Origin of the sequence: Rossellomorea oryzaecorticis, from assembly GCF_038405515.1 — a bacterium.
GTDB lineage: Bacteria > Bacillota > Bacilli > Bacillales > Bacillaceae_B > Rossellomorea > Rossellomorea oryzaecorticis_A.
Genome location: NZ_JBBYAF010000003.1, coordinates 54,051 through 72,841, shown reverse-complemented (window position 1 = coordinate 72,841; position 18,791 = coordinate 54,051). Strand labels below are relative to the sequence as shown.

Genomic DNA, 18,791 nt, shown 5'->3' with positions numbered 1-18,791 from the left:
ATAAATAAACTGATTTCTCTCTATAAAAAAGCCCTAGATACATCCTGTGTACCTAGAACTCATCTATCTTAGTGTAAAACAACCAAGCAATCCTCAAAAGGAGCAGAATACATTCCCTTTGTAGCAACCATTTCATTCGGCTGATATCTCTTTTCACCTTTTACCATATACTCCCCAGCCGGGAAGTAATCGAATAATCCAGTTGTCTTATACATTTCTTCGAATGCAACTTGCAAATCATTTAATAACAAACGATATTGTTCTTCTTCAATAATTTCATCGTCTTCATTTAACATGAAATTCTTCTGGATTACGTCCTCAAATGTGTCATGGCCTTCTGTGGCTACAAATAAATCAATCTCTTCTTTCACATTTAACAGCATTGCTTGCCCTCTTAACTGATCATGAGCAGTCTTGACCATTTCCAATAAAAGTTCTTCGATTTCTTCTTTATTCACTAGCTTAACGGTTGTATGTATCATAATGTTCTCCTTTGTCTATGTTTTTGGCCAATTAAAATCTTTTTCATAGAAATGGAATTTGAGTTTGGCTAAATCATGTTCCCACTCTGTAATCGCATTTGAGTACTTAGAGACTCCATTCTTTTGCCCTTTGCGAAGTTTCACATTGTATGCAATCGTCATCGCCACTCTTCGCAACCCTAATTCAGGTACCGCCTTCTGAAGAACCTCCCACCTTTTAGCTCTAGTCATTTTACCGCTAACTTTGTACCCCATTAGCATCAAGGCACTTTTCTCACTCAACGTGTTTTCATCCCGTTCATTCCCTTTCTCTCCGGAAACGTCCGTTGATGGCCAGGCAAAGTGATTAGAATTTACGTTTTGGGATTTAGGAAAAAGTTTATGTTCTTTAGTGAGTTTATTCAAATCAGACTCTGTTATATACACACGTTTTCTATCCTTATCTATAAGAACCTTCTTATCAAAGAAGGCATGTGCCAAGTTATCCCTCTTATTCCTATAAAGCGGTAGAGATATAAATTGTTTTTGCAGATTCCCTTTATTCAAAAAGTAAGGTTCCCATTTATCTTGAATGACAAAGATCGGATCATAGAATACAGGAACTTTCACCTGTTTATCGAAACGACCATCCACATTCTTTTTTACTTTTCTAAGAATAAGATCCTTTTCCTTTGGAGTTAAAACAGTCCCTTTATTAAATTTACTAACTTTCTGTAGATAGGTATCTTTCTCTAACCTATCCTCATCGTAAAGATAGAAATAAAGGGCTAACTCGTTATCATGGGCATCGAACCATTGTAAACTAATAGATCCTAAATCAATTAAATCTTCATCATAGTCAAACAGGTATGAGTACCATAATAGAAAGATAAAGTCATTTCGTGTTAATGAACTATCAATGAAACCCCATTCCACATCTAAAATGTGCTGCATTGAACGCTTCACCACATCAGTGAACTCATATTCCATTAATAATCGTAAATATTTCGTGATCAAGCTTGGTTCATTTAACGACAAAACTCGTTCAAATAAATCATCATGTCTTTCTTCAGTAAAAGTAGACACAACATGGTTAGAAGAAGCTTGATTTAGTTCAATTAACAATCCTATAACACTTGATAAAAGCCGATCTTCTTTTGGAGTATCTTTAAAGGAAATCCCAAGTAGTACCTTCTCTACTAAATGAATGAATTGTTCCTGAAATTCAGGTTCTTCATGGTCTACTTTAGATTTATTATGATGAAGTAATTCGAATACATATAAGAGCATTTCAGCATTCTCATCGTCTAACAAACTTCCGCAAATCATCAATAACTGATGAGCGTTGTCCAATGATGGAGACAAACATAACTCATCAATTAACTCGTATGTAATTCCATTGTCTAATCGATCAACATAAGCTTTAGCGTCAGCTTCCTTCTCTTTTAATTTGCTGGCCAATTCCTTATTCTCTTTTTCCAAAGAAGCAATTCGCTCCTTTAAACTTTTCACTTCACCAACTAATATTTCTTCCCTTTTTTCATACTGATCTATTATGCTGCTTAATTCAGCGTCTATCAATTTCAATAGAGTGTCTTTTGTCATAGCACTTTCCTCCATACAGTCTCATTCCAATTATCGGGATTTGGTGAAGGTTTTTCAAATGGAAAAAATACCATATAACATCTGTCTAGACTAAAAAAACATTATCTCGTAACACTTAATTTTAAAATGTGGTGTTTAGTCTGTGTATTCTCTCGATTCCCCCTTGAATAATAGAGTGGAAAGGTGGGTAGCGAGAGATGGACTTACATAATGATTTACACGAAATTATTGGCAAGTATATTCGTAAAGAACGAAAACTTCAGAAACTAACAATAGAAGAATTGGCAGAATTAGCTGGCGTAGATCATACCCACCTAGGCAATATTGAAAGAGGTGGAGTTAATCCCACAATCGTTACCCTCTTTAAGATCGCTGCCGGTTTAAACCTTAATGATCCTTTTGTCATGCTGACCGAAGCTAACAATAAACTCTATCCTCTCTTTCAAGAAGAAGTTAAAAAGCGTACAATTAAGAAAAGATAATCTTCCAATAAACATCAAATTCCATCTACCTAGGGGGTATCATAATTAAGAAAGAATATTATGTAATTAAGGATAAAGATACCTACCTTTTCACCTTTATAGGATTTCATGGTGGGGATGGCTATGGTGAAATATATATACGTGACAAAACATCAACGACTTATGCTTTTAGAGGATATGATAGGCAAAAGATACTGAAGGAAGCCAAGATACAGATCAATACTAGAGCATAGACAAATTCATTGAACCTTGCTGTAGATGGACTTAAAAAGGTGACACAAACTGTGTCACCTTTTTAAGTATTAATTTACCCCCAACGCCTTAACCACACTATCAATAGGATCCGAATAAAATATAGGCTGCACTTTTATTAACAAGTCAGAAGGAACGGTTTGAAAATCCACTACAGAAGATGCTGGTATTAAAACTCTTTTTGCCCCTGCATCAACACAGACTTGTAATACGTTAGCTAGCTCTTCTACTCTTTCTATAGTTCCACCCACTGTCATATTCCCTAGAACAACAGTACTCTCTTGTACAGGCCTATCTAACGCACCTGAACATAAGCCAATCAATTCAGCTACAGCCAATTGTGGTGTAAGTCCAATCCCCTGTAAATCAGCAATGTGCATAAGGTAGTCTTTTGTTTTGATTGAAATTGTTCCGCTAATGCTTTTACTGTTAGCAGTAAAATATCGGTATGCCGTATCTAAACTTTCTTTTACCCCTCGGTTCGAACCTACACCAGATTTCTCGAATTTTCCGGATCCAGAAACCACTTGGTTCTCTAATTTAAATACACCGATCATACCAGATTCGCCTACACCGATTGTGTATACATGTCCTGGTCTTCCCATGCCTTCAGGAATTAGCTTGCCACCACCTTGTTCAGGTACAGACACATATTCTTCTTGTAAAGATTCTTTATCGATATAAGAAAACATAACATCATAAAACTCCATACCACCGATTTTCTTCAATTGTTCTTTTACACGCCTACGACCTTCTAGAGCATACTGAAGAACTTCTTCTACATCTTCTTTGGTGTATTCTCCATGAGGGTACAATAACTTCATTAATCCCGATACTGTTCTTCTAACCCCATTAACATCACGTTGATTTAAGTTGTTACCTAGTTTAAAGTATTGATCTATTGAATCTCCAAATGCTCGCTTTCTCATTTCTCTAAAATACTCGGCTAAATAATCCACGATGAAACCATATCGGTCTGTAAAAAAATCTGGTCTCATTTTAGGAATTTCCCAACCAGGAAGATAATAGTGCATACGATCAAAGAACGCAGAATCGTTATTCATTCCTTCAGGAAACGGGGCAAACAAGTGAGACGTTTTAATCAACGAATCGACACTTTGATTAATATTACCAACAAAGACCATGGAGGCTGAAGCTGTTTTTTCTTCCTTACCTCTCGCAAAGGAACCACTCGCCATGAAGTCTTTCATGATTTGAATACCATCTTTGTCTTTAAATTTAATACCTGCGACCTCATCAAACGCTACAACATCCCACATACCAACAAGTCCTACCGTTCTTGATGACATATTATAAAATAGATTGGCTACCGTTGTTTGTCCCCCAGATACCAAAATTGAATTGGGTGAAATTTCTTTATAAACGTGACTTTTCCCAGTTCCTCTTGGACCCAATTCACAGACGTTGTAATTATTTTCAACGAGTGGGACTAGACGTAGTAATAAGTGCCATTTCACGCGATCATTTAATTGGGTTGGTTCCATACCAGTAGAACGAATAAGTATATCTATCCATTCATCCTTAGTGAATTCTTTACGTCCTTCAATAATTTCATTCAAATCCATATTAGGCATCTGAATAGGCTTTAAATTACTTATGCTAAAAGGACTTATATTTTTTTGTTCCTCATCGTAATAGTAATCCATTTTCAACATACACCAGATACCACCAGCTAATAACTTATCAAATTCTTTTACATAATTAGAGGAAATTGGAACATCTTTTAAACCCAAGTTTGAAAATTCGGCTTCATAGGTATCTCTTTTAGGGTTTAACCTAACGCTTATCTTATCAATAATGGAATATTGACCGACCTCACGAATCTTACTTTTAATTTTTTCAGCTTCATCTGGTCGCACGAAATTTTCAGAAAGTATTTTCTTTACCCTGGTTACACCTTCACTAATACTTTCTTCATCATCAGTGGCCGCATACATTCCCAACAAATACTCTAAAACGTATATAGGAACGTTAGCCCCCTCTTTAATGAGTTTCGTTAAATCCTTTCGAACGACACGACCTGCAAATACTTCGTTCAATTTTTTATCAAGCTCTACTGTGCTTACTTGTCGCATTTCCTGTTCGCCCATACACAAACCTCCCCTCTAAAAATCAAAATCGCTGACAATCCCTAAATTAATATTAAAAGGAACCTTATCGATCACTACATCTGTTTCCGTATCTTTGATGACTAAATTATATGCTTTGCTCTTATCATAAGGTATAGACTTCAGCACAAAGCGTAATTTAAAGGTACGCTCTTCTGGTTGATCAAACGTTCTATCTGCAATAATTGTTTCTTCATTAGAAATGACTGCTCCCGCTTCATCTACCATATAAATAAGAACTTTTCTTGCTATTGTTTTATCTCCTACTTTTTCCGTCTGGAAGAATGATAAGTTAAAGATGCTATTTGTAATCTTTCTCGTTGTGTTCGTTAGCTTCACATCTACTTTAGTTATGGCTTTAGTACCTTTTTGTCCTTGTCGTTTGTTTTTAAACTCCAATAAAGGTACAACGATTTCTTGAAGGCTTGCTCCTCCATGGACAAAATTAACTCCCGAACCTTGCATCTTAAATCGAATTGTGGAATTAGGAGCATACGCTGTTAATTTATGTTCATTCATTACAATAGGAGTTAAGTCAATGTCAAGAAGTCCAGGTTCTTCTTGCTTATCTCTTGAAAGAATATAACGTCTTTTTGACTCAACCTTATCTATTGCAACTTGGTCTATTTTATCGCTTTCTTCAAGAGCATCTCGTTGATATAGAAAGCCATGGTCCGCTGTGATATACACGTTTGTCCCACTTAAATCATCTCGAATGATTTTGATTAAGTCATATAATTCATCCATAGCTTTTTCAACAGCATTAAATGTGTATACCTCTGTTGATGCCTTATCTCCATGTGCATCAATCGTATCGTGATAAAGATAAATTAATTTTTTCCCTTTAAAATACTCTCTTCTTCCTGCTTTGTTCATCGCTAAAACTTCTTGAAAATGAACAGCCACACTGTCATTTACTTTTGATTTAAGTATCTTTTGTCGATTTTCAATCCCAGAACTTTGCTTTCCATCCACTAATACTCGGCCGTTCTCATCAAAATCTAATTCTTTATATGGTAGAAGTGATGCCATACCAAGCTTTGTTACAGAAGGAACAACCCCAAGTAAACTCTGAACTTCGCAACTCCCTAATGTTTCAGAATTTAATCGTTCACTTAATTCCACACCAACTTCGTAACGCATGGCATCTGAGATAATAACAAATACTCTCTCTCCATTATTAACCCTTGATGCTATATTATTACGGTAGAAATGTTGCTGATTATTAACACCAGGTAAAGACCATTGTTTTTTTAACTCTGATTTCACAGCTTTTGACCAATTGGCATTTAATTCTGCCATATACCAATTTGTATATATATTCTCTACCATCGTTTTTAGCTTCTTCAAGAGCTCATTATTACTCTCTTGGTCATATGCAACGTAAAACTTACGATAGAACCTGTCCATTTCAAAATACTCGTTTACATATGAGGAAAACATATCGACGGCTTGTCCTTGTGGAATCCCGTTACTATATCGCTTATTAAACTCATGAATTTTTACTGTATAAAATAAAGCTTCATAAATAGGTTGATACGTTTCATAAAAGTGCTTTGCTCTACGCAGTTTGATAAGCTTTGTGTATTCTTCATAATCTTCCAGATTCGTGGATAGACTATTGGCTATGTAAATGATAATAGCTTTATCAAAGTACGGGAATATATCTGCCTGTTTAAATTCTTCTAATGGAACCTGTTTTACAAGATCAGAAATTTGTATATCTTTCTCAACGATTTCTGCATATTCATTGAAAATTTCATAGTCTGATTTATGATGCATCCAATGATCTATAAATACTAAGCCGTTTGATTTGTTACGTTCGGCAATATAACTTTGAAGGTTCGAGATGTATTGTTCAGCAATAGAATGGCTTAATGCTGTGACAGTTAAGTGAATAAATAAAGTCTTTAATGACTTTTCTTCTCGAATGTACCCATATCTATTAGCAACAAAGCTCCAGAACACCTTGACGTCAAAAAACTTCTCCATTTGTTCTAGATACTTGTTTTCACTATCAACTATACTGTCCATTAGAACTGTTCTGACAATCGCTTCAACATCAGGCGTTTTGGTCTGACATAATACTCCCATAATTGATATTTCTATAGACTCGACTGTATCAAGTTGAATATCAAAACCCTTGAACTTCTTTAAACGGTCTTTATTATTAAAGAACTTCTCATATTTCTTTATAGTAGCTCTTAATGACGGTTCAACGTTTAACTCTCCTAAAAGCATGGAGATTTTATCAGCATAAAAAGTCTGTGAATATAGTACTGTATCAACAAGCCAATTATCCTCTGTTGATAGCTCTTGGTTTGTATAAATTAAATAATTGGAGGTTGGGTTTTCTTCTTCAAGTATGTACTTTGTATGGAACTGGTTACTATTTGTTAACTTATGAACAATTACTTGTTCTATTTCCAATAGTTCTACTTCTTCTGTAAACTCACGATCTTTATCTACCCAGAAAATAATCTTTCTTTGCTCACCATCTTTTAATGGTTCATTAAAATAATTCGTCAGTGTCGTGATGATTTGTTCTACATTCAAAATCGTCACCCCTTTACTTATAAATTCTTTATCTGAAATAAGGATATATCAGCCATCTTATCTTAGCTAATATATCCTCTGATGATGACTTTACTATATTTTTGCTACGAGTCCTTTAAACTTCTCATAATTAACAGCAACACCATCGTCTAAGTCAATTTGCATTTGCATATCTGCCATATGGTGAAGTAGCTCATCATATTCCTTCAATTCCTCAATCTTTTTATCTAATACTTTCAACTCTTTTTTAGCGTTACTTATTTCTTTAGTTGATGCGTCACTTTCAATTAATTGTAATAGATCTTGTTTTTCCGAATCAAGTCGAGTTTGATACTCGTGAAGATAATCAGTTCTTATTCTTGATAAAGTCGTTTTATCATAGCGATGCATATAGATAAGACAATTAAAGGCTTTTAGTTTGCCTGATGTAAACAACCAGTATATTGGGCGTTTCTTATAAGTTTGGACATGATCTTTGAAAAAGTCATTTAAAAAGTACCTTCTAATCGTTTCCTTCGCAGTTTCACCTTTTTTCTTACCAAGCGTTTCTGCGATAAAGTCGAGGTTTTCTACTAATGAATCTTCTCCAAATGTCACTTCTATGAATTGAGTGAACCTTTTAACAATATCATCTTCGAAATAAGTACCAGGTAGTATCGGAATAATGTTATCCTTGTCGACTTGATAGGTTGTATAATCACTTTCCTTGAATTCTCCACCCGCAAAAATTAATCCCTCATTATCTAAAGAGTATCTACCAACTAAACAACCAATTGCATATGAAATAAAACTCTTTATGTCTCCTTCCACATTTGCCTTTCTAACAGAAACATTAGATTCATCTACTTCTGGCACTACTTCATTTTCAAGATCATAAATGTCAATAAAAATGCTATTCATCTTTTCTTCGTATTCTCTTAATTGTTCAAATTGATTCAAAGATATTTTTTCCCATTCTTCAAATGCTTTACTTAAAAGCATACATTCATTATTTTTAAATTTTAAAAGAGGATGTTTTTGAAATTCCCACGATGTTTCCACACTATCCCAATCACGTTTAGAAATTTGAATACAAGCTTTACTTAGTTCTTCAATTTCTTCTCTTCTATCTATAATACATGGAATTTTTTTTATTTGTTCAGGTCCAAAATTTATAGTGGGTGCAAGTATCTTCAACACTTCCATCGAAACTTTTGAATTTAGCAAAGCTATGAAATATAATATATCCTTATTTATAAAACAAGTTGGCCCACCGTTACCGAATAGAACCCCTTGTGGTACATATCTTATTGAAAACAAACCACTTGAAACCTCAGTCCATGTTAAACCTTCAAGAAAATAATAAGTGTTTTCTCGTAATCTAAAGTTATTTGTATTATCATGCTTTATCTCATGTGCATTGTTTTCTAAATTAACTACATTTTCAAAATTCCCATACCACCTTCTAAAATGCCCTCCTCCAGTTATAGGAAACCATTTTTTTGAGGTACTTAGTAATTCTTCATATTTTTTTGTATTAAAACTTATTTTTTCATCTATTACTTCAAACCATAATCTTACAAACCTTGAATCGTTACCTGTTAATATACCTTTTTTAGTTATACCAAAATCACCCAGATTTTTGCTTTGTTTAAAGTTCTCGATGAATTTGTTACTTAGCCAATATGCAACAGGGCTTCCTGGAATAGCTTTAAAGTTCTCCTGGTCGAATATATACTTTTTATCATGTTTAGACATTTTACTTATCTTCATCAAACATTCTTTCTTTTCTTTAGCAGTTCTCTCTTCTACTAAACGTAAAAACATTCCACTTTCGCCAATATTTTTACTATTTCTAAGTACAAATGAAGTCGACTGAACAACTTCCCCTCCAATTTCTTCGAAGGCTCTTGGGCCTAAATGTATCATTGTAGAAAATGACTTGGTTTCTATTATTTTTTTTCTCAAAGCTTCAAAACTTGATAAAAACATCCAAGAGTGCTGATTAATGCTTGCATAGAAACCTTCTGGTTTTAAATACTGATCTATTTCCATGAAACAAGCAAAAAGATCAGCTTTTGCATCTGAATAGTTTTCTTTAAGAAATTTTGATAATGTTGAATTCATATTCCTCGAACCCATATATGGAGGATTTGTAATCAAAATGTCATACTTCCTATTCATAATATCAGCCTGTTTAAGCAGGGATGGCAATAACTCTAAGACGTCTTTTCTTATTTTTTCTTCAAATAAGTCTTTTGCAATGTTAGTCTTGATATACTCTACCCTATTCTCTAAAAATCCCCTATTATATTCTTCAATCTTAATTAATGACCCAAGTGTTTTTCCTTTAGAAAACATTGCAATGAATTTTTTAGTATATTCGAATTTTTCTCCATCACTTTCACCCGCAATATAAGCAACTGCTTCATCATTTAGAACATCAGCTTCCTGAATGGATGCTAAATGTAGTGTCAGTCCCTCTCTTTCAATACTCCTAAAGAACCTCTTATTATATTGCAATGCCTTCATTACCAAAGAAAAACATGCAAGCTGATATGCACGATCATCTATATCCAATCCATATAGATTGTTCTCTATTATAAGCCTCGGTATTTCCCTCTCCATGTATCCACATTTGCTATATATTTCATATAACACGTCGAACATATAAACAAGGATATGTCCACTACCCATTGCAGGATCAAAACACTTAATATCTTCTACATTTAATTCTTTGTTGATATATGGAGCTAACTTTTCTTCTAAACCTTGCCCTGAAGTAGGATTTTCAAGATAGAATTCCCACTCGTCTATTAAGTCCCGATTTTCAGGATGTGCTTCTATCCAATAACGCCCTAATGAGTTTTGTACCATGTAACGTACTATCCAATCAGGCGTGAACAATTGGGTAGCAAATGGAATTTCCTCTGCCTTATATTTTGATTTCTGTTTAAATACTCTTTCTTTTTCTTCTGCGATATAAAATTGGTATAACCAACCAATAATTTCAATTTGGCTCCAATCATCTTCTGAAACCTTTTCAACATCAGTCATTTCATGAAGGAAAGAATCCTTTGCAAGTAACCCCTCTGGAAAGAGTATTTCTGTGTAGTCATCAATTTTTTCAAACATAAAAGGTAAGTAACGATTCAAATCATTGCAGTGCTTAATAATAAGGTACTTGAATAACTCTTCTGTTTTATTGTTTACCTTCAAGTCATATATGTACTCTTTGTCCAAATCCAAATCAAGATTCATTGCTTCTTTAATCATATCTGGTTCTGCACTATCAGCGTCAACTGATGAAAGAACACGTACTTTTGTTGGCAAATAGTTGTTTACTTCCATAAAGCGAAGTGCCGTAAATCGGTTGAACCAAGTATATGCAACTTCTTCCATAACTCGATCAAAACCTATTTGCTTTATGCGATCAATTAGGTTCTCTCTTTTAATTCTCTCTTCCTGCGAAAGCTGTCTGCCATCAATAAAGATGGCATCCGAGCTTTCTATATTTGCTTTCTGAATGTTTTCTGATGAGATTCCTATTTTTAAAGCTTTGGATTGTACTTTCTTTAATAGCTCTTTCCTCGCACTAATAGCAAAATTCTTCAATCCTGTTTTATTCATAACCATTACACCTACTTAATCAATAAACTCAATGTGTTTATTGGATTTGATTATTTGTTTTAAAGTTGTTGAAAGAGTATTTACAAATTGATCTACATCTTCTTCTGATGTTAACGTACGTATGTTTAAGACTTGTGTAACTTTTACTTTTTCTTTTTGTATTGTAGTAACTGGTGTTGTTGAAGTTTCCGTTTCCCCAGTTTCTCTTCCGATTGGTGCTATTTCCTGCTCTTTTTTCCGTTGCCACTCTTTAATTTCTTGGTTGATTATTATTTCATGTTTCTCTTTAAAGCTTGCACTTTGCGATATTGTAGCATCCACCTTATATATATCCTTAAATGTATCCACACTCGCTTGTAGGTCATTATAATAAGCTTCTACTTTCTCTTTAGTTGCAAGATTTACACCATATTGCTTAGCTAACAAAACAAGATAATCCTGATCCACTTTAATTTTTTCTTTGGCATTACCTTTTTTCTCTTTTAGAACTGACTCAATGTGTTCGTCAATCTGATTAACGAGTTCTGGTATTTCTTTGATCTTTCTATAAGGAATTGGATCTTTAAGAATAGAGTGTAATTTATTCACAACTCCTTGTGAGTCATCCGTTGATAAATAAGCTTTGTTTTCATCATGTTTTTTCAACGCAGATAACCCCTTATCAAAAATATCTTTCTGATTTTCAAAAAAGCTCTTTACATAGACAATGTCCTCTTCCCAATCCAGTAAGTCGTCTTCCATTTCTTTAAGTTTTGTGAAGAATGACGCATTATCTAAGCCTTTATGGAACACCTCAAAGTATTCTAAACCTTTATCTAATAGGCTCGTCCCTGGATATTTGCGGCCTTCATAACGAGCTTTCAATGCATTAATATCAGCTATTTGTTGCTCTATTAAGTTACGAATGTCCTTTATTAAACCGTCTTCATCATCAGCCAGGTCAGATTTATTAAACAATTCTCTACAAATACGTTTAGCAGTTTGAATAAGTTGTTCGTCTACTTTTGTACGTTTAATAATAATCGCTTTATCAGCATCAGAAGATTTTGTAAGAACAGTCACGATTGTGTTTGCATTTTCTTCTGGTTCCAAGTATTCTGCGTTAAAACGGATACGTATTTTTTGTTCTTTAAGAAGCAGTGCAATTATTCCTGCAATCTCTAACGTTCTCCAACCATATGGTTTATCTGAAAAACGATCTAACAAGATTTTCACTCGTACTTGCTTATTAATATCAGCTTGTAACTTAATAAACTCTTCCATTTCCTTTATTGCTCTTATATTTCCATTCTTTGATTCGCCAGTATCAAGTGTTAATTGCTCATTTGGATAAGATAAGACGGGGATAAGTTCTCGCTCACTTTCTAAGAAGTCAGCAATATAGCCCAACTTTGTATAAACGTTATCAACTAAACCTTTAAGAGCTGTATTCAACTTCTCTTTTACGGTTGAACCTTTAACATCGGCTCTATCTCCATTGATGTAAAATACACTCCCTTTAATTGCATCTTCTAACAACTCACGAATACGTCTTCTACGCTCTCGCACTTCTGCCTGTTTGTTATTTAATATGTTTTGAATATTTTCAGGCAGCTGTGTGATATTTTTTTTCTTTCTATATTCTTCAATTTTTAATACTTCTTCCATCTCTTCAACGTATAATTCACTACCGCCTAATTTCACAACCATTTCACTTGTACCAGAGGTCATCATCATCAATTGTTGCTCTGATTTCTCGTAATGATCTGAAAGGGGTGATAGAATATGAATTCCTACAGCAGACGTTTGATTGCCATAATTCTTATCATCCATCTTCTGATTGTAAGAGAATGAATATTGAGAAGAGTAACGGAACTTTTTATCATCATAAAGATCCTGATAAATATAGTTGGCAAGTTCTCGTTTCACCATTTCTTCGTCCACATTCATTGATTTAATTTCCCTGTTAATGTCCTGTTCATCATCGGTTAGGAAAGTGTAGTAATCGCCATTCTTTTGAATAAGTGTTTGAGAAATCAATTTTCTTAGAGATAATTTCAACTTTTCTTTTAATTCCAATTTATCTTCATCAATATGTGTAACCATTAAGGTTGCAATATTGTCCATGTTTGCAGGTAATTCTTTAATATATTTAATCATGAACAGTACTTTTAATAAATTTATATTGAATGGGTCATCTTTTAAAGCAGGATTCTCATATGCTCCTTCAATTACTCTTGAAATGGAAGGATTCAGAAATTCCTTGATGGTATCATAAAAAGCATAGAAAGGAATGACGGTTCCTTCTTCTGAATCTTTATATTGAAGTCCCGCTTCCTTAAAGGCAGATAGCATTGAGCGTTCCCCTTCTGATAGATGCTTGCCTGATGAACCATGTTTCCTTACTTGCTCAAATACATTTTGCAGCAGCTTGAATTGATATGGAATAAAAGGATAAACATTTGCAAATTCATCTGAATCATCGTATCCCCTTAAATCTGCTGTATTCTCTTTAAAGCTAATCAGATTCTTTAAAATGGCACTTTTTTCTGGATAAATCAATTTAAGCCTATCCGATACGAAATCTTTTTTTAGTAAAATACGCTTTTTAATAACTTCATCAACTGAAATGGAAGATAGAGATAACCTTGTATCGAAACGACCTTGGATACGTGAAAAGTCATCGCCTTTTACTTTTACTATGCTATCAATACTTTCTTGCGAGGTTACCATGATCCATACCTTACCTCCACAGTGAGTACCTAAATCTTCAGCAACAGTTTGAAGGTTAAGCATGAGATTCCTGTTATCACCAATAAATTGACCTATTTCATCTACTAAAAACACAAGGTGGAAGTTGTCGCCATTTTGATCGATATATTCCTTAACATCTTTGGAAAACTTTTCGATACTGATTTCAAAATTATTCACTCCGTTTTCAAACCAATTACGAGCAGAATCTTCCGACATATCAGTGACTTTAGTCAAAGCACCAATAACATAATCCGCGTCAAAATAGAAGGTATGACGACGATCAACCCATTCTTCTCCTGAAAGTGTCTTAAACTCATTCTGATACGCTTCATAGACTCCTTTTTGATCTAGGTATTTTTCCATTTCAGCTACACCAGGGATGTCTCCGTAATAACCTCGGTGTTCATAAAAAACTTTCATAAACACACGTAAAATCGCATCCTCTTTAGATTTGCTATCTAACGATGCTTTAGAATCAATATTAAAGAGTATTGTCTCAGTTTCTACATTACCAGATCGATTCATATTTGCTAAAATTAAAGGGTCTTGTAATTTATCTTGAAAAAAATCTACTACTTTTTTATCCTTTACTTTGTTGTTTTCAAGTAAGTAGGCAAGAATCTTAAGAAAGTGTGATTTACCAGAGCCAAAAAAGCCACTGATCCAAACACCCATCTTATCTGTATTACCATCAATACCTTTTTGGTAGTTTTCATAAAACTTAGATAAATGCTTGTTTAGTTCCCTGGTGACTACATACTCGTCAAGTTCTTGGTATTTATTTTCTTCATCAGTTTGTGCTACCTTAATGACACCTCTTATATCTCTCTCAATGTCTTTTTGAAACATCTCTTTTATTATCATTGATCTTTCTCCCCCTTTTATTTCTTAATCCACTAATCTAAATGCTCTATAATAGTTGTCATCTTTAAATTTCCCAAATAACTGGAGAGATTGCCCAGTATATTTTCCAGGAAAAAACAAAACAACAGGAATGTTATCAATTGCTTCCTGAAGATTGTTCAATATATTGTGTGACCTTACGAAGGGAAAGACTTTGCCTACTCCTGTAATAAAAACCACATTGTGTTCTCCTATCTCTTCTTTAATTTTTCTCAAAAAGATTTCTGGTTTAGCAAACGTGGTCATAGCTTTAAATAATGCTTCTTTCCCTTGGTTGACCTCTACCTCAAATGCTCTATCAAATATACGCTTTTCCTTTGCTATATCCAGTAGCATTTTATATAAATCAAATTCAATTATATTTCTACTTGAATTTTCATAGTTAAATTCTTTCTTCACATGCTTAATATAATCACGAACGTTTAATTCTTCTTTTGGATCATAGTCAAATACATAGAAGCTAATTTCGTTTCCAAGGCCCCTCCCTTGGATAAATTTCTCCTCACTAATTTTAGGTATGATTTTATCTAATCTACGATTAATATTTGACATTTGTAAAATCCTTTCATTCACCCATTGCACTCAGAAAGCTCTGATCACCAATTTTGATTAAATGATCTTTAACTTGAGGGTCGATGAATAATCTAGTTAATTCATTACTACGTCTGTTTTTAAGCATTCCACTTTCGAATAGCACTTGCATATACGCTCTTTTCAACTTCTCTAGGTTTATTTCACTCCAATCCGCAACTTTATTGCTTTGCTCTGCTTTATTTACAAAAAACACATTAATATCCTTCTTTTCTAATAAGAAGTCGTTATTATGTAACTTTTCACTAACAACTTCATTCATAAATTCATAAAACAAAACATCTGTCTTCATTATAGTGTATAAATTAATTACTTTACTTATATCTATCGAGCTTTCTAATATCAAGTCAGCTAATGTTTCATCAATTACTTCTCCTCTTCTCATTACCGAGGGTAAAGCTCGATTGATTCTATTAGGATTACTAAATTGAAATAAGTTTTCTTCTTTTACTTTATTTCTGATTTCTTCCTCTGAAAAACCTAACCGTTTAAGTTTAACTACCTGTTTTAGCTCAAAAAGTAAAAAAGAAGCTCCGTTTAGACTTGAAGAATACTCTAGTTCCATCATTAATTAACACTACTTTCAATGGTAATTTTATTGTCATTCATTAGTATTCGTTCTATAACTTCGAGCCTTCTTTTTCCACATTGTTGTTTTAAAACAGTAGTGAATTCCCCTTCTTTTAAAACTTTATTAGGATTGTTTATGTATAGGTTTTGGATACTTTCAATAAAATCATCATTATCTACCTCATCATGCCAATAAGCATCTACAATTTCATTAAGAGCAACCGCAAGCTCTCGCTGAGACTTATAAAACAATTTAACCTGCAATATATTCACCTCAAATAGTACCTTATAAGTGTTTTATTCTATTCTTATTTTATTCTTACTCAGTGATAATTGCAAAGAGAATATAAGGTTTTTAAGGCTAGTTATTTAGACAGTGGAGCTTTTACTACTTCAGAAGTGTTGAAGAATGAAATCAGATTAATGGATTTACATAATTATATAAAATGACCATCACAATTTTTTGTAATGGTCATTTAAATGTATTTATATTTTGTTCATACCAACTAAACTTTTGCTCTATATAATTGATCTAAAGTAGTGCCATTAATATTTTTCCATTCAATCCATCCATTAGCATTCCTACCTAGAACTATTCCTGCTGCCTGGCTTGGAGAATTGAAGGGATAGTCCTTAAGAAATACAAAGGAATCGCTTTCTTCTTTCACAATATCATCAGAGATTAAGTTATTTCTTAATGTAAGAAGGTAATTATGTATACTTTTTGAAGTTGTTTTTGACATTTTAGAACCTTTGTAAACAACGAATTCCTCTTCACTATATTCTCCAGTTGCCATTAGTCCTTTTCCACTACAGTAAAGAGTCTCATCTTTATGATTTGTATTTTCTAATGCATTTGAGTTTCTTATTTCATCAAATACTCGATAACCTAGAGTTGATAGTAAAATACTGAGTGTTTCAAATATGTCAAATAAATCAGCCTGCCTCCATTCAGGAACAAAGGAAGTAGCAGGAACAGTTTGATTAAGCTTATAACGATTTACACTTTTCGTCTTTTCATAAGATAAACGTTCTAAGAATTTCACATCCGTTTTAGTAAACTGATTTTGATTGTTATTTGTGACAAATACCACTGCAGAGTCCCAAAACTCTTTCTCCCGGTTATGTTGTTTGAGTCGGTCAAAACAATTTTCAGCTTCGCCGATATAAACACTTGGCATTGCTTCATAATCCGTTTGTCCAAACAGAAAATATACACCTACATTTGAAACCTCTAAACGCTTTCCTGCATCTTCTAACTTATTGCGTGGTATATAGACTGCTTGAACAGTTCTATTTGTAATTTCAGCTATTTTAATCCCTCGTGGGGAACCGAATGGTAAAAATATCTGGATTGTTTTAGGTTGCATCTTCACTTTCCTTTCAATATTTTTTCTTTGCAGCCGAGCGTGACCTAGGCTTCTCTAATGACATTTCTATTATTACTCTTGAAAGAATTAATGAAAGACTTTTTAATTTTGATAACCGAGAGAAACTTTCTCTCATCATGTATAATGAAGAAATTGCGATCATTAGCATCCCAATAACTAACAAGTAGAACATTAATAGTATTCTTCCCTGTTCCATATCACCTTGTATTAATAATTTAAAGCTATAAGAAAGCAAGCCAGAAGTAAACAAAGCTACTATTAATGATCTTACATAGGCGTTATTAAAGGCACTAGGTAAATTGTTCAAGTAATTAATTTCTTTTGTTAAGTAAGCATCTAAACTTTCAAGTTGCTCCTTAGTAGAAAACTTTTGATCTCTAAGATACTCCCTAAATTCCTTTAAACGTTTTTTTTCAACCGAGGGATCAATATCCCTTACTTTTTCTTGATGCTTATAACTAATAAAAGTTATTATTGCAAAACCTATAATGCTAGATAATAAGTAGTATAGATTCACCAAGTAAAAGTAACTCACGAACATTCCAACACCACTTAATACAATCAAAAATAAGTATAAAGTTAACCACTTATTTCTTTTAATATTGTCTTTTATTATTAAGAAAGCACTATACTTTTTGCTATACTCTTTTAGTATCTTTTCTAAATTCAAAGTGATGACTCCTTATTAATTATTTCCCAGTACATTTTTTCTTTATTAAACTACCTAGGTGATAATCAAGGTTTCGTTTACTGCGATCTTTATTCTCATAACGCATATTATATTCCATTTTCCTAAGACTATTTGTATGTTCTTGTGGAATCGAATCTAACGATATATTATTTTCATCCAATAACATCATTAGTTCTGCTTCAGATGACAACAAATCAACATCAACTAAAGACTTGCCAGTATTTTTGTATACTCTAACTGTAAACGTATACTTCTTAAACTCTCCATTGATATATGTCACTTTTTGATTTGTGGGATTTGCATCAGGAAAGTCATGAGAATCAACATTTGGATTATAAGAAAATTCATAGCCTTCACATTCACTATATTGAACAAGTAACGGAGTTTCCTTAATACCATTTCTAGCTATCGCTACAATAATAAAATAGGGTAAATTCAAATAATCAGCTGATCCACAATCTCCATTACTAGGATCTGCCCAACCATCAAACGGCTCGTCATAAGGATGGCTATGATATGTACCTATACAATTAGACGTTGAAAAAAGTTCCTTTGCCGATTTTACTGCCTCATCTACTTTAGAATCAGGATTAACCGACACACTAGTACGTTTCTGCACACTTCCCACTGGAAATACATAATCACATTCCACTGTTTTTTCTTTTTCCATACCAAAGATTAATCCGTGTGCTTCAGATTGAACTTTCTTCTTATTATCTGGAAAGTACTGTACAGCATCTAATATTATGGTTGAAAGAACATGTTGAATAAACTCAACCGGATTGTTATTTTTCATTTTTTGCATCTCCTTATTTGTT

The 18,791-nt window shown here is 33.4% G+C and carries 13 protein-coding genes; 1 reads left to right on the top strand and 12 read right to left on the bottom strand.

Annotation, left to right across the window (positions count from 1 at the left end; all coding sequences use genetic code 11):
* Positions 1-68: 68 nt before the first annotated feature.
* Together AAEO50_RS02370 and AAEO50_RS02365 are read right to left on the bottom strand one after the other, a co-directional pair.
* The gene (locus tag AAEO50_RS02370; protein WP_341980013.1) at positions 69-482 is read right to left on the bottom strand and encodes a hypothetical protein; all 414 of its coding nucleotides are present in this window, start codon (positions 480-482) and stop codon (positions 69-71) included.
* 15 nt (positions 483-497) lie between these two features.
* A complete protein-coding gene (locus tag AAEO50_RS02365) occupies positions 498-2,066 on the bottom strand; it encodes a hypothetical protein (RefSeq protein ID WP_341980011.1) in 1,569 nt (522 codons plus the stop codon).
* A 197-nt stretch (positions 2,067-2,263) separates the two neighbouring features.
* Between AAEO50_RS02365 and AAEO50_RS02360 the strand changes: the two genes are divergently transcribed.
* The gene (locus AAEO50_RS02360; protein ID WP_341980009.1) at positions 2,264-2,548 is read left to right on the top strand and encodes a helix-turn-helix transcriptional regulator; all 285 of its coding nucleotides are present in this window, start codon (positions 2,264-2,266) and stop codon (positions 2,546-2,548) included.
* A 302-nt stretch (positions 2,549-2,850) separates the two neighbouring features.
* Here the strand turns inward: AAEO50_RS02360 and brxL are convergent, their stop codons facing one another.
* The 10 genes from brxL to AAEO50_RS02310 form a co-directional block, all read right to left on the bottom strand.
* Complete coding sequence (gene brxL, locus AAEO50_RS02355; protein WP_341980007.1) at positions 2,851-4,911, bottom strand: protease Lon-related BREX system protein BrxL; 2,061 nt, start codon at positions 4,909-4,911, stop codon at positions 2,851-2,853.
* A 15-nt stretch (positions 4,912-4,926) separates the two neighbouring features.
* Positions 4,927-7,494 (bottom strand): BREX-1 system phosphatase PglZ type A, encoded by a 2,568-nt coding sequence (pglZ, locus tag AAEO50_RS02350; RefSeq protein WP_341980005.1) that lies wholly within the window; start codon positions 7,492-7,494, stop codon positions 4,927-4,929.
* Between the two features lie 84 nt (positions 7,495-7,578).
* Positions 7,579-11,094 carry a BREX-1 system adenine-specific DNA-methyltransferase PglX gene (pglX, locus tag AAEO50_RS02345; protein WP_341980002.1) on the bottom strand — a complete coding sequence of 1,172 codons (3,516 nt, stop codon included), beginning with the start codon at positions 11,092-11,094 and terminating at the stop codon, positions 7,579-7,581.
* A 15-nt stretch (positions 11,095-11,109) separates the two neighbouring features.
* Positions 11,110-14,691 (bottom strand): BREX system P-loop protein BrxC, encoded by a 3,582-nt coding sequence (gene brxC, locus AAEO50_RS02340; protein ID WP_341980000.1) that lies wholly within the window; start codon positions 14,689-14,691, stop codon positions 11,110-11,112.
* A 24-nt stretch (positions 14,692-14,715) separates the two neighbouring features.
* On the bottom strand, positions 14,716-15,312 hold the full coding sequence (locus AAEO50_RS02335) for a DUF1788 domain-containing protein (RefSeq protein WP_341979998.1): 597 nt from the start codon (positions 15,310-15,312) through the stop codon (positions 14,716-14,718).
* The gene (locus AAEO50_RS02330) at positions 15,296-15,889 is read right to left on the bottom strand and encodes a DUF1819 family protein (RefSeq protein WP_341979996.1); all 594 of its coding nucleotides are present in this window, start codon (positions 15,887-15,889) and stop codon (positions 15,296-15,298) included. The genes AAEO50_RS02335 and AAEO50_RS02330 overlap by 17 nt, the downstream gene beginning before the upstream one ends.
* Positions 15,889-16,164 carry a TIGR04540 family protein gene (locus AAEO50_RS02325; protein WP_341979994.1) on the bottom strand — a complete coding sequence of 92 codons (276 nt, stop codon included), beginning with the start codon at positions 16,162-16,164 and terminating at the stop codon, positions 15,889-15,891. Before AAEO50_RS02325 ends, AAEO50_RS02330 begins: the two co-directional genes overlap by 1 nt.
* Positions 16,165-16,397: 233 nt before the next feature.
* Positions 16,398-17,261 carry a GIY-YIG nuclease family protein gene (locus tag AAEO50_RS02320; protein ID WP_341979993.1) on the bottom strand — a complete coding sequence of 288 codons (864 nt, stop codon included), beginning with the start codon at positions 17,259-17,261 and terminating at the stop codon, positions 16,398-16,400.
* 13 nt (positions 17,262-17,274) lie between these two features.
* A complete protein-coding gene (locus AAEO50_RS02315) occupies positions 17,275-17,952 on the bottom strand; it encodes a hypothetical protein (RefSeq protein ID WP_341979992.1) in 678 nt (225 codons plus the stop codon).
* A 19-nt stretch (positions 17,953-17,971) separates the two neighbouring features.
* Positions 17,972-18,769 carry a hypothetical protein gene (locus AAEO50_RS02310; protein WP_341979990.1) on the bottom strand — a complete coding sequence of 266 codons (798 nt, stop codon included), beginning with the start codon at positions 18,767-18,769 and terminating at the stop codon, positions 17,972-17,974.
* Positions 18,770-18,791: the final 22 nt, after the last annotated feature.

Coding starts and splice junctions, on each gene's coding strand:
- AAEO50_RS02370 (WP_341980013.1), bottom strand. CDS start 482: ATGATACATACAACCGTTAAGCTAGTGAATAAAGAAGAAATCGAAGAA.
- AAEO50_RS02365 (WP_341980011.1), bottom strand. CDS start 2,066: ATGACAAAAGACACTCTATTGAAATTGATAGACGCTGAATTAAGCAGC.
- AAEO50_RS02360 (WP_341980009.1), top strand. CDS start 2,264: ATGGACTTACATAATGATTTACACGAAATTATTGGCAAGTATATTCGT.
- brxL (WP_341980007.1), bottom strand. CDS start 4,911: ATGGGCGAACAGGAAATGCGACAAGTAAGCACAGTAGAGCTTGATAAA.
- pglX (WP_341980002.1), bottom strand. CDS start 11,094: ATGAATAAAACAGGATTGAAGAATTTTGCTATTAGTGCGAGGAAAGAG.
- brxC (WP_341980000.1), bottom strand. CDS start 14,691: ATGATAATAAAAGAGATGTTTCAAAAAGACATTGAGAGAGATATAAGA.
- AAEO50_RS02330 (WP_341979996.1), bottom strand. CDS start 15,889: ATGATGGAACTAGAGTATTCTTCAAGTCTAAACGGAGCTTCTTTTTTA.
- AAEO50_RS02320 (WP_341979993.1), bottom strand. CDS start 17,261: ATGCAACCTAAAACAATCCAGATATTTTTACCATTCGGTTCCCCACGA.
- AAEO50_RS02310 (WP_341979990.1), bottom strand. CDS start 18,769: ATGAAAAATAACAATCCGGTTGAGTTTATTCAACATGTTCTTTCAACC.